Source organism: Spongiactinospora sp. 9N601 (assembly GCF_044326295.1).
GTDB lineage: Bacteria > Actinomycetota > Actinomycetes > Streptosporangiales > Streptosporangiaceae > Spongiactinospora > Spongiactinospora gelatinilytica.
Genome location: NZ_JBIRBB010000005.1, coordinates 63,880 through 81,951, shown reverse-complemented (window position 1 = coordinate 81,951; position 18,072 = coordinate 63,880). Strand labels below are relative to the sequence as shown.

Below are 18,072 nucleotides of genomic sequence, written 5' to 3'. Positions count from 1 at the left end.
TCAGGCGGCGGTGACGGGCAGCGCCAGGTAGGGGAAACCGCCGGAGATGGGCTTGGTCAGGAAGGCCGGGTTGTCCTCGGCGATCAGGCCGGGCGCGCCCCGCCCGGCGGGCTCGCCGAGCAGCATCCGCAGATTGACGGTCACCACGTCGTCGATCAGCCGGCGGCCGTTCGGATAGCCCTGCGGGTCGCCCTTGAGGATGCCGTACTTGTCCTGCGGCGTGGTCACCGGCGTGCTCATGTTGAGCCGCAGTTCCTCGGCCCTGACCACGCCGGAGGCGTCCCGGTTGAGCAGGTGGGAGTTGAGGTCCTGCCGGATGGGGCCATCGCCACGGGCGGTCAGCCCGGTCAGGAAGATCTGCTCCAGGTCCTTGCGCGGCGCGGGCGGCGCGGTCACCCCGGCCTGGCCGGCGACCACCTTGGCCTGCTGCGGGTCGAGGGTGGACGGTACGACGAGGCCACCGCTCTCGTCGCCGTCCGGCCGCAGCCCGTTGAACCGGTCGCGCTCCTTGAGCGGGATGATCACTTCGTTGAAGTTGGGGTTGCCCAGCCGGGACACCTGCTTGTGGTCGGCCGAGCCGGTGCCCAGCAGGGCGCTGGACTTTCGCGAGGCCGTCGTCCAGACGCCGATGACCGGATTGGCCGCCGCGTCGCCGCCGAGCGCCAGCTCCGACTTGGGGATCTGCAGGGCAAGCGCGCTGACGTTCATCGGCACACCCGTCTTGACGGGGAAGAACGGCAGCCCGAACCGCAGCAGGCTGACCGCGTGGTTGTCGGAGTAGAACGGGTCGGCGGCCGTGCCGGTGAACACCCTGCCGCCGCCGGGCAGGTCGCGGACGGCCTTCTCGCGCAGCTTGGGATAGCCGGGCGTGGCCAGCGCGCCCATGTCGGTCGGGGCGACGTAGCCGTCCCGCACCAGCGTCTCGGTCCTGCCGTTGCTGATCTTGGTGAGGGTGTAGGACTGCTCGACGAGCGCGTCGGCCGGGCCGGCCGCGGCGGCGCGCTGACCGCCGCGCAGGAAGGACGGCACCGGCAGGCCCTTGTTGGCGAACGTCCACCGGTAGGTGATGGCCGCCTTTCCGGTGCCGGTGTTGTCGACGTGGACCTCGTAGCGGGCGTTCGTGTCGAACTGGTACGGCTTGTGCGGGACCTGGAAGGGGATGTAGTTCGCCACGATCGTGACGGTGTCCTGGCGTTCCGGGCTGGTGAAGGCGTACAGGTCGGTGGCGTCGATCTGCTTGTCGAGGGTGGTGGCCGGGGCGTCCCAGTGGCTGGTGGCCGTGCTCGGCCCCATCGACGGGCCGAGCAGCACGGCCGTCGCCAGCATGGCCACGGATGCGCCGGCGGCGGTCCAGGTCCGCCGGCTCGGGGGGTCGGTCTTTCGCATGTGTCTTTCGCCTCGCAACTGCCGGGCCGTGCCCGCCACCGCGGGTGACGGGCACGGCCGGTGGATCGATCGGTTCGGGGGCGGGTCAGGGGGTGTACTGCACGACCGCGTCGAGGTTGGCGAGGTAGTCGCCCTCGTTCAGCGGGATGCCGGTGAGGTTCCTGACGGTCTCACCGAGGTAGGCGCTGACGTAGAACGGCCAGTGCTTGGGCCCGATGCCGCCTTCGAGGGGACGCGGGGTGGGCACGCCGGGCGCGAACTCCGCCAGCTTGTAGGTGGCCACCTGCCGCTCGCCCTGCGGCTTGCCGTCGATCTCCACCTGGGCGTGCGCGCCGTCGGGGCGCAGGTAGATGTCATGGATGGCGACGGTGTGCCCGCTCTGGACGTCGTTGAGGACGAAGCCGCCGGGGTAGTAGACGCCCCGGCACGGGTCGATGTGGTCCTGCTGCCAGCCGATCGGCATGTAGATGCCCGTGTTCTCGGGCTTGGCCTCGATCGGGGCGAGCCCCTCCACCTGCACCCCGCGCTCGTTGAGCAGGCGCACGATGTCACGGCCGAAGTCGAAGTTCGCGTGTCCCTTCGGGCCGAAGTAGGGGAGCTTGAAGCACGAGGCGGTCGGCGGCTGGACGGTGCTGGTGCCGGGAAGCGGCGGGAACGGGGCCGCATGGGCCGGCGTGGACAGCGCCGCGGTGAGGACCGTGGCACCGGCCAGGAGCGTTCCAGTGATCCGGGCAAGGACGCGCATGCGTTTTACACCTTTCATCGATGAGAGGTCGTTTTCGGAAGTTCAACGCGCTCCGGCAGGGCGCGCTCCCACTCGGGTGAAGGCGCGCCGCAACGAGAGCGGCTACAACAGACCGCCCGAACCGGGCAGGGGGAGGCCGGACCCGCGGCCCTGGATCGCGTCGCTCACGAGCCGCACCCCCAGCATGCCGAGGGACGTGCCGGACGAAACGGGCCGGCTCGGCGCCCCCTGCCAGGCGATGTCCAGGTCGGCCCAGTGCATGCCGCCGTAGAAACGGGTGCCGAGCGCGGTGTTGAGGTCGCGCGCCCAGTCGCCGTTGATCGACAGGACGACCTTCTTCGGGCCGATGCCGCCGTTGTGCGGGACGAAGTTGCCGGGCGTGAGGGCCTGCGGGACGCTGAAGTCGACCATGGCCAGCTCGCCCTGCGGGCGAGGCCGCCCGTTGACGGTCGGCGTGGCGAGGAACTCGCTGTCGCCCACGGCCGCGAACAGCACCCAGAACGTGTCGATCTCGTAGGTCACGCCGGTCGCGTCGTTGGTGAAGCGGAACCCGCCCGGGTAGCAGACTCGGCCGGAGGGCGTCTCGATGTTGTCGTAGCGCTCGCCGATCGGCATCCACACCGCCGTACCGCCGTCGACGAGTTCGATCGGGTCGAGCGCCTCGAACCTGATGCCGGCCCGCTGGAGTTCGCTGAGGAAGGCGCCGGAGAACGTGGCCTTGGCGCTTCCTTCCTTGGAGAGGTAACTGCCGATCTGGCCCTCGGCCAGGCAGCCGCCCCCGGGGGGGCCCGGGGGAGCGGCCTGGGCGGCGGCCTGCGTGGTCAGCAGCAGGGTGGCGAGAGCGGCGCCACCGGCGACGAGCGTCGCGCGCATTGAACGCATGATGAATCTTCTTCTCGGAGAGTGGGGGGAGGCGCCGGGGGACCGGCGCCCGATCGTGATCTGTAGTTGTATCACTACTTACAGTCACTTGGTAGAGGGTGGGCCCACTTCGGCGAGGTTGTATATCCGCCGATGCTCCGCGCGGCGGACGGACATGATCGTGTCGGCGAGGGCGGCGGTGTCGATGGGTTCGGTCAGGGCGGCGGCGGTGGTCGTGGCCGCTCGCCGGACGGGGCCGGTCCATCGCGGGAGCAGGGTGGTGAGCGCGTGGGCGGCCTCCCGCATCGCGGCGATCGTCGCGCCGCGGCGCGAGTCCTCGAACTCCAGCCTCTTCTGGTCGATGGCGGCTTGGAGGGATTCCTCGTCGAACAGGGCCTTGGCCTTCGCGCCGCGGCGCTCGCCGTGCCCATCGCGGCTTCCCGCGTCGACGGTGGCGTAGGGCAGCAGGTTCCTGAAACCCAGGTACGCCTTGATCGACTCCTCGGGGGACCCGGCCGCCAGGACGCTCGCCGCCGCGTCGAAGACGGCCGGAAGCTGCCCGCCCTCCAGTTGCTCGGCGGGCAGCAGGGCCGCGAGCTTCTTCATCAGGTCACCGTCGAGGGCCTTGGTCGTCTCGGTGCCGAGCCTGGCCGCGATCCGCTCCTTGCCGGACACGGTCAGCATCCTCCGCACCGCGTCCACCTCGCACATCCAGGCCGTCGTGTGCGAACCGTGACCGCCCACCCCCCGTGGCGCGGCGGCCCTGCCCTGGACGACCAGCTCCTTGCCGCTGAAGGCGACGACCAGGTCGCCGGTGGCCGAATCGGCCGCCCACCCGCTGTCGGCGGCCACCTGCGGCCGGGGTTCGAGGGCGGCGTGCAGTTCCTCGGCCCGCTTGGTCAGCCGCGTGATCGCGGCCGGGTCGTTGCCCGGATCGGCCGCCAAGTGGTCGCGTAGCCGTCGCGCGGCGGCCTCGGCCGCGTCGGCCGTCAGGAAGTCCGACCTCCCCACGGCGTTGGGGTAGGCCGTGGCCACGGTCGTCTGGTGCTTGTACAGCAGGTGGGCGAGGATCAGAGCGCTCTTTTCGAGCGCCTGGTCCGCGGTGACGTCCAGCGACTCCTTCAGAGAGTCCAGCGCGCCGCTTCTTCTGTCCAGCGCCTCTTGGTACTCCTTGAGCAGTCTGGGATTCATGGGTCTCGTGTCAACCGCCAGGTCCTGCACCGCCCGGACGGTCTGGATGACCTGCGCCGTCATGTCGTGCAGGTCCCGGTACCCCGTGTCATGGGCGGCGAGATTCCTGGCGGCCGTGATGATCGAGTCCGCCTGGCCGGCGAACTTCAGCCGATCGCCGGCCTGGATGAGACCGGACACGCGGTCCGACAGTTCCTTGGCCTTCTTGATGTCGTCCACGACGCCCTTCGTCCGCTCCGGCGCGACGACGCGTTCGACGTCGGCTTCGCGGACCGCCGCCTCCATTGAGAACAGTTTCCACAGGTTCTCGCGTGTCCCGGCGGCCGAGAAAGGCGCGTCCGGGTGCCGCTCGACCTTCAGTACGGCGGTGCGCGCCGCCCCCTCGCCCGACCCCTTCGAGCCGGTCTGGCCTTGGGCGGGCACGGTGGTGTAGGGCAGCAGGTTGCCGTAGGCGAGGTGGTGGCCGATCGCCCGGGCCAGCAGCCCGGGTGCCTGATCGGCGGTGTCCGGGCCGCTCAGTGCGCGCTCGGCCTGGTCGAGCAGGTCGTGTACCTGACCTGAGTAGTGTTCCAGCGGGCCTTCGCGCCTCTCCTGCTCGGAGGGGTCCAGGGTCCGCCACAGTTTCCCGCCGGTCGAGTCGTCGCCGGGCCGCCACGCCTCGGCGTCGCGCTGCCTCTCGCGCAGCGTCCGTACCGATTCCGCGACCGGTCTGCCGTGCAGGGAGGCGTGCAGGGAATCGACGACGCTCGCCCACGCGCTGGTGTGGTCGCCCATCGGGCCGCCGAACGGCGAGGGCGTGCGGGCGTGGCCGAACTCCATGTGCGTGATCGTGCCGTCCCTGACCACGACGTGCGGCACGAGCTCCACCTTCGGGGCGGCGGGCCGGCTGCGCTTGCTCGCGCCGAGCCGGACCGGTGAGCCGGGATGGCCTGCGGCCGGGGGATGGTGTACCGCCCTGGTGCGGTCGCTGATCGGTCGCTTGCGCTTCATCACGGGATCGCTCGGTAGAGCAGGATCAGGGCGAAACCGGCCAGGGCCTCGGGGTCGCCGGTGGCGGTGAGCCGCCACGGCCGGCCCCCCGCGGTGAGGCCGGGGGTCTGGACGAGCCTGCCCGCGTTCAGCGCGAGCCGCGGGTCGCCGTGCAGCAGGAAACGCGCCTCGCCGTCAGCGCGCCCGTACTGCGCGATGACCCCGGTGACCTGTCGTCCCGACATCCCCGGGAACAGGTCGGGGGTGATCGGCAGGTTGAGCTCGGCGCCCGTGGTGAACTCCTCCCACGCCTCGGGGAACCGCGCCGCGACGTCCAGGAACAGCGCGGAAGGGTAGGGCTTGAGCATGCCCCGCACCGCGGTGGCGAAGGTGTCGCCGCCGTCCTCGGCGGTGTACCGCACGGTGATCACCACGTCGAGCAGCCCGGCCGGGGGCGTACGGGTCTCCAACCGCCAGCGCGACACCGCGCCGGTCCCCTCGAACGGCAGGTAGCGGTCGTCGTCGTACCGCAGGTCGAACAGGCCGCCGTCCTCGCGCCCGTCCTCGACCTCCGACAGCGCGATCCGCTGGCCGGGACGCCAGTCGCCGCGCAGGCTCGCGGGCGGCGACCCCTTGGGGTCGAGCAGGAAGCGCACCGCCTTGGGGTCGGGGGAGAGCACGGTCTTGTTGTCGATCTGGGTGAGGGTCGCGTTGGCGGCGACGGGGCCGTCGGCGGTGACGAACGCGACGCTCACCGTTTTGATCCGCCGCCGGTAGTGGCCGGGGAAGTCCCGGTCGAACAGGGTCTCGGTGAGCGCGAACTCGCAGCGCCGCTCGTTCGTCAGCGCCAGCAGCGCGGCGGCGTCGAGCCGGAGCAGCGACACCCGCTTGGTGATCTCCAGGCCGCGTTCGCCGGAGTCGAAGTACGCCTGGCCGAGCCGGTCGAGGTCGAACGCGAGCCGGTCCCCGGCGAGCAGGCCCTTGCGCCGGGAGTCCCAGTACGTCGCGCTGACGATCCCCGGAGCCGTGCCGCGTTCGGCCTCGTAGGCGCGTTCGGCGGCGCGGGCCGTGTCGAGGGCCATCCGGTAGGTCTGGAAGTAGATCCCGGACACCTGCCCGACCATCCAGCCGTACAGCTCGGGCCCGGTGAACTTCGCGGTCAGGAAGTCGGTGACGGCGGCGAGGTGCGTGATCTGCCGTTTGTGGATCTCCAGGTCGCGCCGGGCGAGGGCGAGCTGGAGTTCGGCACTGGTGACCTGGTGGCCGAGCTGCACGACATCGGAGCGGCAGGTGTCGAGCTGGAACCGCCAGTCCTGCTCGGTGCGTTCCTGATCGGCCCGTACGCCGAGCAGCTCGCCCACCATGCCGAAGCCCTGGCCGAGCCCGGCGGCGACGTCCGCGCCGACGTCCAGGGCCTTGCCGACCTGGTCCCCGCCGACCGAGGTGCCCATGATGAACGGCCCGACGAGGGCCTGCGGCACACCCGAGGCGACGGCCGCGCCGATCTTCAGCCCGCTGGAGACGAACTGCGCCGCCGCGCCCGCCACCAGCATCGCGAGCTGTGCCTCCTGGAGCGGCGAGATCCCCTCGTCCACGAGCTTCTTGTAGTAGGCGACCCGGTTCTCGGCGGCGATCTTGGCGTCGCGGGCCTCGGCCAGCCCCTCCTCGGCCATCTTGACCTCGGTCTCCTTGATCTGCGTGGTCAGCGCCAGGATCTCGCCGTCCTGACGGCTCTGTAGGCGGCTCAGCTCCTCGTTGTCGCGGCGGTCGATGACGTCGAGCAGGTCGGCGCCGAGCTGCCGGAGCCGGTCGGCCAGGTCGCGGGCCCGCTGGTACACGACCTCGAACCGGTGGGCGGGCACCGGCCCGGCCGCCGCCGCGGCGGCCACGTCGGCCGCGCCGCCGCCCGCCGCGCCCCGTACCAGCGCCATGACGTCGAGCGGCGCGTCGAACAGCGGGATCGGCCGGCTGACGCCCATGATGTCGAGCGACGCCCGGATCTTGGTGAGCCGGTCCTCCACGCGCGTCCAGTACTCCATGAACCGCTCGTTACCGGGCACGTAGAAGTAGGGGTGGGCGACGCCCGCGTGTACCGCGCCGGCGTCCTTGAGCAGCGCGCCCTCGGCGGTGAGGTGCCCGGTCTCGACCGGCCCGTCGCCCAGCTCGGGGGAGTACGGTCCGGCGGGCGGCAGCGCCGCCGGGCCGAGGGTGACAGGCCGCGGGCCGAGCAGGTCGTAGGCGTAGATGTAGAGCATCCGCGCCTCGTCGATGGTCTCGGCGGTGTACTGCCCGAACAGCATGTCGCCCCAGTCGAGCAGGTTGTCGATGTAGGCCATGACGACGGCCCGCCGGTAGGCGTCGGGCCGCAGCTCGGCGATGGCGTGCGGGTCGTACGGGTCGTTCAGGTACGCGCGGATGAGCGACTGCCGGTCGCCCATCGAGTTGTACTGCCGGCGCAGCCCGCCGATGATCGCGACGCGTTCGGCGAGCGCGGCCCCGCGAGGCTCGGCCGCCAGCGCCGCCCTGACCTCGTCCAGGCCGGTGCCGGCGAGGTGGGTGAGATAGTCCAGCTCGTCGGTGGTGAGGTCGCGGGCTCGGCGGAAGGCGGGCGCGAGAGCCGTCAGCTCGGTGAGGATCGGCGACAGCAGGGATTCGAGCGCGCCGGACCCCAGCTCGGCGAGATCCTGGCGGCACTCGGCGACCAGCGCGTACACGTCGGCGGCGAGGAACGGCAGGAACCTCCAGTAGCGGGCCGGTGTGGTCGGGTCGAAGACGTACTCGTACCAGCGCCCGGCCTCCTCGAAGCGTTGCGCGCCGTTCAGCGCCTGGGCGATCAGCAGCGGCGCGTGGAAGAAGATCTCCCAGTAGTACAGGCCGTTGGCGCTGTCGAAGTCCAGGTAGGAGCTGACCGGGACGTTGGCCGCCGGCTCCGGCTTGACCCGCACGGTTTTGGCGTCGGAGACGGTGGCGCTGAAGGCGGGCAGCTCCGCGAGCTCCTGCGTGGTGGGGTCGAGCAGCGCGTCCACGCCACCGGCGAGCAGCCGCCGGTTCAGCTCGGCGGCGGTGCTGGAGGTCAGCCGGATCAGCTCGGTCGGCAGCGCGGCGATCTCGTAGGGGCGCGGCACGGCGTCGCCGGCCGGGTAGGCCGCGTAGTTCTGCCCGAGGAACAGGTACACGGCGGTGTCGCCCTCCAGCAGGCCGGTGAAGTCGCCGGGGAACCCGGCGGGCAGCGCGCGCCAGTTGCCCTCGTACGGCAGGAACGTCAGCGGCGTGCCGGGCTCCCAGCCGGGGGGCAGCGGGGCGTAGCCGGTGGGGCCGAACGCGTACCGCCGCTCGCCGCGGGTCAGCACGCCCCTGATCGGCTGGGCCGTCTTGCGCGGGTAGCCCGCGTCGATGTGGTCGGGGATGGTGGTCCCGCCGTCGGCGAGGGTGTACCGGACGTACTCGTCCGGGCCGACCAGGAACAGCCTGCCGTCGGCGAGGTAGGCGGCGGTGACCGCGCCGCTCTCGGAGAACCTGGTCGCGACCCGGCCCAGGTCGCGCGTGGTCCCGTCCCCGCTTCCCGTGTAGGTGCCGCGGTCGTCGTCGAAGACGATCTCGATCGAGCCGCCGCGCACCACGGGCCCCGGCCCGGCCTGGAGCGGCACCTGGTCGGTGTTGCCCGCCAGTTCGTGCGAGGTGGACTCCACCGTGAGGTCGGCGTTCAGCCGCACGTACCGGTCGCCGTGGACCAGGAAGGTCGCGTCGTCGTTCTGGTGGACCCGGTCCAGGCCGGTCACCCCCCACGCGGCGGAGGCCGACCGCGGGGCTCCGCCCGCCGCGGTGAACTGGTCGCGGTCCCGGGAGTAGAGCACCTCGGTGCCGTCCGGCATGGTGAAAGCCACGTCGATCTTCGTCCAGGCGACCGGCAGGCGGTCGCCGCCGCCGTCCGCGAGCCTTTTCGGGTAGCCGGGGTCGAGCGTGCCGAAGGGCGTCGCCGAGTAGCGGTAGTACTCCTCGCCCGCGAACAGGAACACCACGCCGTCGCGGACGACACCGGCGTCCACCCGGCCGTCGCGCAGCAGAGCGGTGCCCGCGACGCCGAACCGCTCGGCGACCCGCTTGCGGGTCTGCTGCGAGGTCACCTTGCCGGGCGGCACGGCGATGAACACCCCGCCGGCGGCGTCGAAGAAGTACAGGGTGCCGTCGGTGAGGCGGAACGCGGCGTCCACCCGGTCCCAGGTGGTGGGCAGCCGGTCGGTGTTGGCCTTGAACGCCTGGAGCGGTTCCGGGCGGCCGGGCGCGGCGACGGGACGGCACAGGAAGCTGCCGCCCTTGTGGTCCACGCTGAACCAGCGGCCGTCCTGGCTGTCGGCGGGCGCGTTGAACCGGACGACGTCGTCCTCGGTGATCGCCGTGACGGCGGGCTCGTCGAACAGCCGGTCCAGGTCGGCGGGCCGGGGCGGGGCGACGGTGCCCAGGGCGGGCAGCCCGTACAGCTCCGGGGTGAGGGTGAACGCCGACTCCACCGCGCTTCCGCCGTAGGTGTAGGCGCACCGGACGACGATCGCGTCGTGGCCGCTGACGCCGGGCACCTTCCGCGACGCCTGCACGTAGAGCCCGACGTCGCCGATCAGGCCCTCGCGTTCGGCGTCCACCGCGAGCACCTGCGCGGGCAGCCACTCGCCGCTCAGGTTGCGGAACGAGTAGTAGATCTTCACCTGGTACCGCGGCGGCGGGGCGTCGACCTGCTGCCGCCCGTCCGACCCCGCGGTGACGACCACGGTGGCCGCCGACGGATCGCCCGCGGGGGTGGGCTCCACGACCGCCCAGAAGACGAACACCCGGCCGAAGGCGTGTACCGGGTGGACCCGCTCGGCGGCGATCTGCACGTCCACCTTCAGCCAGGGCTCCCAGGTGGCCGACAGCTTGTCACCGTCGCGGAACTCGGCGGAGCGGTGGTAGTAGCGGGGCGGGTCCGTGCGGGTGCGGCCGAACAGCACCAGGCGGCGCACCTCGGGCGCGGCCTCCTCGGGCCGGTAGACATAGCCTCCGGCGATGGCCAGCCGGGAGACCTCGGTGTACTCGTCCAGGTAGCGCTTGTAGGCGGCCTGGACGGCGTCGGCGGTGATGTCGCCCTGGAGCAGGTCGCTCTCCAGGGCGGAGAACGCCGGGGTCTTGCGGGCGCGCAGTTCGGGGCGCAGGTAGTTCTCCGGGTACAGGAAGACCTTCCGGTTGGCCTCCCAGGTCCGGTAGCCGCGCATCCACGTCCACCAGGTCCGCAGCCGGTCGCGTACCTCCTCGGGGTCGGCCCCCTCGGGCAGCGCGACGGTCTCCAGGCCGAGCAGGTATCGCTGGAGGTAGAGCTGGGTCGCGGCGATGGCCTCGCGGACCCGCGAGGTCGTGCCCGCGGGTCCCATGTCCACATCGATGAGGTAGCGCTCGTACAGCGCGCGCGAGTCGCCGTGCCGGGGCGTCAGCCAGGCGACCAGCGCGTCGCGTTTGAGGACGTTCAGCCGGTCGCGCGTCTGACCGGACACCTTCGGCCACTCCTGGGCGGCGGTCCGCCGCTGGAGCATGCCGTGCAGCGCGTCCGCCGCCGCGTCGAGGTCCGGGGCGGAGCCGTGGATCTTCGCCCAGACGTCGTACAGTTCCGCGACGCCGGTGCCCACCTTGCCGGCCGCGGCGAACAGGTCCACCAGGGTCAGCAGGAACTCGATCTCGAACAGGCTCTCCTCGCTGGTGCCGGCCCGCAGCAGGCCCATGTTCCGCCGGGCCCAGCGCACCTCGTCGATCGGCCGGGCGAACGTCTCGGCCAGATAGGCGTAGGGGTCCTCGGCGCCGTCCACGAAGAACCCGGCGAGCCCGGCGGGCGTGGTACGGCACAGCGCGGCGAAACGGACGATCGTGTGCACGTCGCTCAGCCGATAGTCGGCGGTCCCCGTCCAGCGGTGCCGGAAGCTCTGCGGGAAGGTGCGGTCCACCAGGTGGTAGGAGCCGGAGTAGCGCAGGTAGCGCTCGCCCTTGAGCAGGTAGGTGCGGCCGTCCAGGACGAAGGCGCCGTCGGGGCCGCTCTCGAAGTCGGGCGGCGCGTCGCCCCAGTCGCCGCGGACGGCCCTGGGGTAGCCGGGCTCGACATGGTCGAGGGCGCCGTCCGCCGGATAACGGGCGTACCGGCCGCCCCTGAAGACGTAAAGTTCGCCGGACGGCGCGGTGAACGCCGCGTCGGGAGGACCCGCGCCGAAGGAGTCGCGGACCACCCCCCAGTTCCCGCTCACCGGCGTGACCGTCCCGCCGGACAGGCACCGGCCGCCCCGGAACAGCCGGACGACGCCGTCGCGGCCGGTGAACGCCGCGTCCAGGCCGTCCTGGAAGGCGGGCGGCAGCGGCGGCAGGCCCAGCTCGGCGGCCAGGTCGCCGAGCGCGCGCGGGTAGCCGTCGTCGATGTGGGCGTGCCCGGGGCCCGAGTAGCGGACGTACTGGTCGCCGGAGAACAGGTAGATCCGCCGGTCGGCGACGAGCGTGGCGTCCACCCTGCCGGTCTCGGCGAGGTTGTCACGGGCCCGGCCGAGGGCGCCCGGCGCGAAGGAGGCGGACAGGGCGGGCGACACGGTGTGGCAGACCCCGCCGATGATCACATGGATGGTGCGGTCATTGCCGACGATCGCGTCGATCGGCCTGCCGAGGGCGTCCTCGAAGGACTCCGGAAGCCGCGCGAACGGCTCCTCGGTGCGCAGGCCGCCCGCGATGGGCTTGGGGTAGCCGGGGTCGATGTCACGGTAGGCGTCGCCGGTGTAGCGGACGTACCGGTCGCCGGAGAACAGGTAGGTGTGCCGGCCGCGCCACACGAACGCCGCGTCGATCGTGCCGCCGGGGGCCGGGAACGGGTCGGGGGAGCGCCCCCACTGGTCCCTGACCGGCACGCGCGGGCCGAACGCGCCGTCGCGGAAGGCCGCGCAGGTGTCGCCGAAGAAGAACCAGGTGGCGCCGTCGGCGGCGCGCAGCGCCGAGCGCAGCTCGCCGGAGTCGTGCGGGTCGTGGCCGAAGCCGGGATAGAGCCGCTCGATCGGGCGGACGATCGACCAGTGGCCCGCGCGGTCGTCGTAGGAGACGCAGTTCCGGCCCGCCAGCAGCACCAGCCCGGTCCCCTCGGCCAGCACGGCGTCGGGAAAGGCGAACCCGCCGGGCGCGCCGGGGAAGACGGCGGAGGCGTGGACGGTGGCGGGGTGGCCGTCGTCCGGCGTGGCGTAGGAGGCGCCGGAGTAGACGACATGGCGTACCAGCCCATCGGCGTCGGGCCTGCTGTAGAGGCGGGTCCGGTCGCGGTGCACGTAGGCCAGCGCGACGCTCTCCAGGCCGCCCCAGTGCTCGCTGATCGGCCGCGGGTCGCCGTCGGCGACCGACGCGCCCGCGGCCTGCACGACGAACTGGTCACCGCTGAACAGGTAGGTCCTGCCGTCGCGGCCGGTGAACGCGGCGTCCACCGCGCCGGTCTCGCGCAGTACGTCACGGGGGCGGCCCCACTCCTCGGCGATCGGGTAGTCGCGGCCGAGTTCGGTGTTGAAGCAGGTGGGCCCGCTGAACAGGTACGTCGTGCCGTCCGTGCCGTTCAGCACGGCGGAAAGGCCCGTGCCGAACCGCTCCGGCACCGTGCGCAGCGCGCGCGGCCGGTACGGCGTCGCCGCGACGGCGCGGCCCTCCAGCGCCGACAGCCGCCGCCAGCCCGCCCCGGTCTCGGCCACGATCGAGCCGTCCTCGACGTAGGCGCAGCGCAGGTCGCCCACCGGCAGGTCGTCGTAGCGCCGGTAGGACGCCGTGGACACCGCGTGGCACACCCCGTCACGGAACAGGTAGACGGTACGCCGGTCGGAGAAGGCCGCGTCCACCCCGTCGAGCCGCACCGGCAGCGCGCCCAGGCCCGGCTCGCCGGACAGCGTGGACACGTGGCGCGGGTAGCCTGGGTCCACCGTGGTCAGGGCGGTCCCCGTGTAGCGCACGTACTGGTCGCCGGAGAACAGATAGGTGCGGGTGCGCGGCACGTCCACGCCGTCGGCCCGCTCGGTGACGTCGAGGACGAACGCCGCGTCCACCCGCCCGGTGCGGGCGAGGTTGTTGGTGACGCGGGCCCAGAGGCCGGAGATCGCGGCGGGGTGGCCGTCGTCGATCTCGGTGTAGTCGGCGGTGGAGTAACGCGCGTAGTGGTCGCCGGAGAACAGATAGGTACGCCCGTCCAGGCCGACGAACGCCGCGTCGATCCGGTCGAAAGGGATGCTCTCCCACTTCTCGTGCAGCGCCATCGGCTCCGACCACCACCGGTGCGCCGCGTCGAAGCGGACGAACCGGTCACCCGCGAACAGGTACGTGCGCTGGTCGCGCCCGGTGAACACCGCGTCCACCGGCTGGGACAGCATGCTGTCGGGCATGTTCCACCAGTTGTCCGACAGCGGCTTGGGGAAGCCGGGGTCGGGGGTGCGGTAGTCGCGGGTGGAGTAGCGCACGTAGCAGCGGGAGCCGTCGGCGGAACGCGCCTTCAGCCTGCGCCCCTCCCGCGCGACCGCGACCGTGACGCCCTCGGCGGTGGCCAGCTCCCAGCGCGCCGCGCCGCCCGCGATCCCGGTGAGGGTGAGGCCGTGTTCCTGGAAGAGCAGGCGTAGCGCGGGGGTGAGCCGTCCGGCGTCCAGGTCGGCCTGGTGGGAGTCCGGTAACTCCAGCAGCACGCCCCCGGTGCCGAACAGGTAGGTGCGGCCGTCCATCACGAACGACACCTCCACCCGGGTCAGCCCGCCCCAGTCGCCCTCGATCGCGCGCGGGAACCCGGAGTCGACGGCCGAGTAGTCGGCGGTGGAGTAACGCACGTAGGTGTCGCCGGTGAACAGGTACGTGCGGCCGTCGAGCCCGGTGAACGCCGCGTCGATCCGGCCGCCCGGCGCCGGGCCGCCGAGCACGCCCCAGCGTTCCGCGGTCGCCTCGACGGTCGCGCCGGTGCCGTCGAGGGCGGCCGTCCGGCCGTCCTTGAACAGGTGCAGCACCCCTGAGGGGTCGGTGAACGCGGCCTCCACCCCGTTCTCGAACTGCGGCGGGACGCCCTGGAGGCGGCGCGGCGCGCCCTCGTCGGCGCGGACACCGGGGTTTTCGAGGCTGTCGGAGTAGCGCAGCACCTGACCGCCCGCGATGAGGTGGACGGCGGAATCGGTGGTGTAGGCCGCGTCGATGCGGCCGGGGTCCGTGGCCGGGGCGTCCCGGCCCCAGAACTCGGCGATGGGCCGCTCTCCCGCCGCGGTGATCCAGCGGTCGCCGCTGAAGACGTGCACGACGCCGTCGGCGTCCTGGAAGCAGGCGTCGATCCTCTCGTTCGCACCTGGTAGCCCCTCGCGGGAGCGCCACTCGGCGATGTCGCGCGGGTAGCCGTCATCGACGGCCGAGTAGTCGCCGGTGGAGTAGCGCACGTACCGGCCCCCGGAGAACAGGTGGATCCGGCCGTCGGCGTCGCTGTAGGCCGCGTCGATCCCCGCGAAGGCGTCGCCCGCCTTTCCCCAGGTCTGGGCCTTCGGGGCCCACCGGGTGCCGCCGGGTTCGCGGGTGAACGTCAGCGCCGCGCCCGCCGCGTCGCGCCCGAGGAGCCAGGCGACGCCGTGCCGGACGAACGCGGCGTCCACGGTCGCCAGGGCGGCGAGACGCGGCGACAGGTCGGTGAGCGGGCGGCGCGCCTCGGCGGTGCGGGCCCTGGTGGCGGCGTCGTAGGTCCAGTAGCCACCGTCGTCGCCGAACAGCAGGATCGTGCCGTCGCCCGCGTCGAGCAGGGCCTGGACGCGGTTGACGCCCGGCGGCAGCGTCAGCGGTTCGGGGAACTTGCCGGCGAGGTCCTGGTCGGCGAAGACCGCGCGTACCTCGGTGGCGTCGAGGCCGAGCTTGGCGGCGAGCAGCCCGAAACGGCGGATCCGGCGGTGGGCCGCCCGCAGCCGCGGGTCGTCAGGAGGCTCGGGCGCGTCGAGCGCGGGGGCCGCGAACAGCAGGCGGGCCTCCCGCTCGCCGCCCGCGACCGCCCCGCACAGCGCCCGCGCCGTGGCCGGGTCGAGGCCGAGCACGTCGGCGAGGCAGGCGTGCAGCGTCGCGTCCTGCCGGGCGGCCAGCGCGTCGAGCCGGTCGGCGATCTCCGCGACGGCGGCCGTCAGCTCCTTCGCCACGTCGTGCAGCAGGAAGAAGACATCGCGGGCGTAGTCCGCCATGCCGGGCAGCTCGAACGCGAGCGAGTTGTCGGCACTGGCGAAATGGCCCAGCCAGGCGGGCGGCACGGTGTACCGGTCGGTGATCCGGCCCTGCTGGACCAGGTGGCCGAGCAGCGCGGCGCGCTGCTCGTCGGTGAGGCCGAGGCGGGTGAGCGCCGCCGGGTCCAGCCGGTAGGGCGCCTCATCCCGCAGCACCCCGGCGATCCGGTCGAACACGAGCCGCTGGTCGGCGACGCCGAACCGCGGGCCGAGCGCGATGGTGCCGTCGGGGTCGTCGAACGCCGGCGGGTCGATCACCCGGCCGCCCGCCAGGACGACGCCGTCGAGCGCCGCGAAGACCCTGGTGGCGGCGATGTCGTCGGCGAGGCCGGCGAAGTCCTCGGCGGCGAAGGTGGTCAGAGCGGTGCGGTGGGCCGCGATCTGGCCGCGCAGCGCGGCGAGTACGGCCGGGCGCAGGACCGCGAACTCCGCGGCCAGCCCGAAATCGGCCGGGGCGATGTCGAGCAGCGCCACGTGGTCGGTGTAGCGGTCGTCCGCGTCGAGGTGCCCGTTGAACCGCAGGCTCGCCAGCAGGCGGGTCATCTGGGCATCGGTGAGCCGCAGTCCGGCCAGGGCCGCCGGGTCGAGCGGGAGGGCGTCCGTGCGAAACCGGTCCAGCCGCTCCTGGACGAGGCGGGCGACCGGGCCGGCGGCCTCGGTCAGGTCCACGTTGACGGCGAAGCGGGCGGCGTTGCCCGGGTCGAGGAAGAAGTCGGGGTCGAGGAGTTCGCCCTGCTCGTCGAGGTGGCCGTTGAACACGAGGTTGTCGTACAGTTCGGCGCGCTGGTACGTTCCGATGCCCTCCAGCCCCTCCAGATCGGACGGGTAGAACGCCGCCGCGCCGTTCACCGTGGCGGCGATGGCCTCGAACAGGGCCTCGCGGCAGGGCTCGAAGTCGCCCGCGAGGTCATCGGGTGTCCCTGCCACCAGTGTCCCGTCGGCGCGCAGCCCGCCCCGGTACACCAGGTTGCGGAAGATCTTGCCCTGGAGGCGGTCGCCCAGGCCGAGCCCCCTGAAGTCCGAGGGGAAGATCGTGCCGAGGTCCGTCACCGCCCGGTACGCGGCGGCCTCGGCCTTGGCCCGGTCGACTTCGAGCAGCCGGCTTCCGACGGCCGCCACCACCCCCTCGTCGAAGGCCACCAGCACGTCGTGGACCACCTGCGCGGCCCGCTCGCCGAACCGGTCCGAGGTCAGTGCCCGCGGGGACAGCGCGACGCCGTCGAGTTCGCCGCCCAGCCGGTGGAACAGCGCGGCCAGGTCCGATGTGCCGGGATCGGGCCGGCCGCCCAGGATCTCGGCCAGCTCCGCGCTGTCGAACCCGGCCGTCCCCATCCAGCCCACGACCGCGAACAGCGTCTGGGCCAGCCACAGCGCCGGCTCTGCGACGCCGCCCTCCAGCACCCGGTGCATGTCGTGGATCTCCGGCCCCGGCTCGCCGAGGACGGCGAACGTGGTGTAGCGCTGGAGCGAGGGATCGCCCTCCAGTACGACGAGCACGTCGAACAGCTCGTCCACACCGACCCCGAGCGCCGTCGCGAGCAGCCCGGCCCGGCGCAGCAGCGAGATCTCCGCGAGCCCGACCTCCCCCCGGTCGAACGGGCTCGGCTCACGGGCCGCGTAGTGCTCCCGGTAGCGCCGGACGATCTGCGCGATGTCCGGTTCGGCGACGTCGATCAGCTCCGCCAGCCGGAACCGGTAGTCGCGGTTGGCGGGGGCGAGAATGTCGCCCGCGCACACCTCGACCTGCGCGTTCTTTCCGGGACGCCAGGGCGCGACCAGCCCGCACACCTCCTCCGCGCCGAGCCCGTGCGCCTGCCCGAGCCGCGCCGCCGCCGCGACCGCGCGCAGCGCCGCCAGGTCCAGCCGGCCCCCGGCGCAGGAGGTCAGGATCAGGTCGAGATCGGTGAGCGACGTTCCGGTACGGCGGGCCAGCCGGATCAGCCGGTGCGCCCGGTCGAGCCAGACCGGCGGCAGGCCGTCGCCGCCGTCCGCGGGGGAGAGCCCGGTCTCCTCGTCGTCGAGTACGACGAGCCCGCCCTGCCCGGGGAGCCCGGCCAGCTCCCGCAGCCCGGCGTGGTCCAGCCCGGTCGTCTCGGTGAACCTGCGCGTGTCCCGCAGCACCGCGAGCGTCTCGCCGGGCGCGAGCCCGTACCGCTCCCCGAGCACCGCCGCGTCCGTGCTCGATTCGGTGACGGCCACGACGTCCTCGGGGGTGAGCTTGAGGTATTCCCGCGCCGCCACATCGTGATCGACGCGCGTGGCGAACAGCCGGTACAACTCCTCCGGCGTCACCTTCATCTGTTCCAGGCACACCCGGAGCCGCTCGGATTTCAGCGAGAAGGGCAGCCCGAAGGGATAGGAGGTCTGCCGCAGCGTCTCGTATGGATCGTTCCCGACAAGGCGCTCCAGCACCTCGTTGACGATGTCGAGATAGGGGGTCTCGGTGAAGGTGTTGTCGGAGTCCAGCACGATGCGCTTCAGATCGGGCCGTCGTTCCAGCAGCTCCGGCCGGTCGAACGACCCCTCCAGCAGCCCGAGCAGTTCCACGAAGTACGCGGCGGGCGACCAGACCGACCGCGCGTCGTCCTGCTCGGGAAAGCGGAGTTCTCCGAAAAGACGCGTGTAGTCCGGCGACGATCCCTCATTGACCATGCTCATCTCCCGCAGGCGGCTCCG

At 72.6% G+C, this 18,072-nt stretch carries 5 protein-coding genes; all 5 read right to left on the bottom strand.

Translation table 11 applies throughout. The annotated features are described in order from the left end of the window. Complete coding sequence (locus tag ACH34R_RS12705; RefSeq protein ID WP_397561579.1) at positions 1-1,386, bottom strand: DUF4331 domain-containing protein; 1,386 nt, start codon at positions 1,384-1,386, stop codon at positions 1-3. Positions 1,387-1,471: 85 nt separating this feature from the next. After that, positions 1,472-2,131, bottom strand: a complete 660-nt coding sequence (locus ACH34R_RS12700) for a hypothetical protein (protein WP_397561578.1) — start codon at positions 2,129-2,131, stop codon at positions 1,472-1,474. A 102-nt stretch (positions 2,132-2,233) separates the two neighbouring features. Further along, positions 2,234-3,004: a hypothetical protein gene (locus ACH34R_RS12695; RefSeq protein WP_397561577.1), complete on the bottom strand. Its 771-nt coding sequence runs from the start codon at positions 3,002-3,004 to the stop codon at positions 2,234-2,236. Between the two features lie 93 nt (positions 3,005-3,097). Continuing rightward, positions 3,098-5,173, bottom strand: a complete 2,076-nt coding sequence (locus ACH34R_RS12690) for a hypothetical protein (protein WP_397561576.1) — start codon at positions 5,171-5,173, stop codon at positions 3,098-3,100. After that, entirely contained in the window at positions 5,173-18,048 is a 12,876-nt protein-coding gene (locus ACH34R_RS12685) for a hemopexin repeat-containing protein (RefSeq protein WP_397561575.1), read from the bottom strand. The genes ACH34R_RS12690 and ACH34R_RS12685 overlap by 1 nt, the downstream gene beginning before the upstream one ends. Positions 18,049-18,072: the final 24 nt, after the last annotated feature.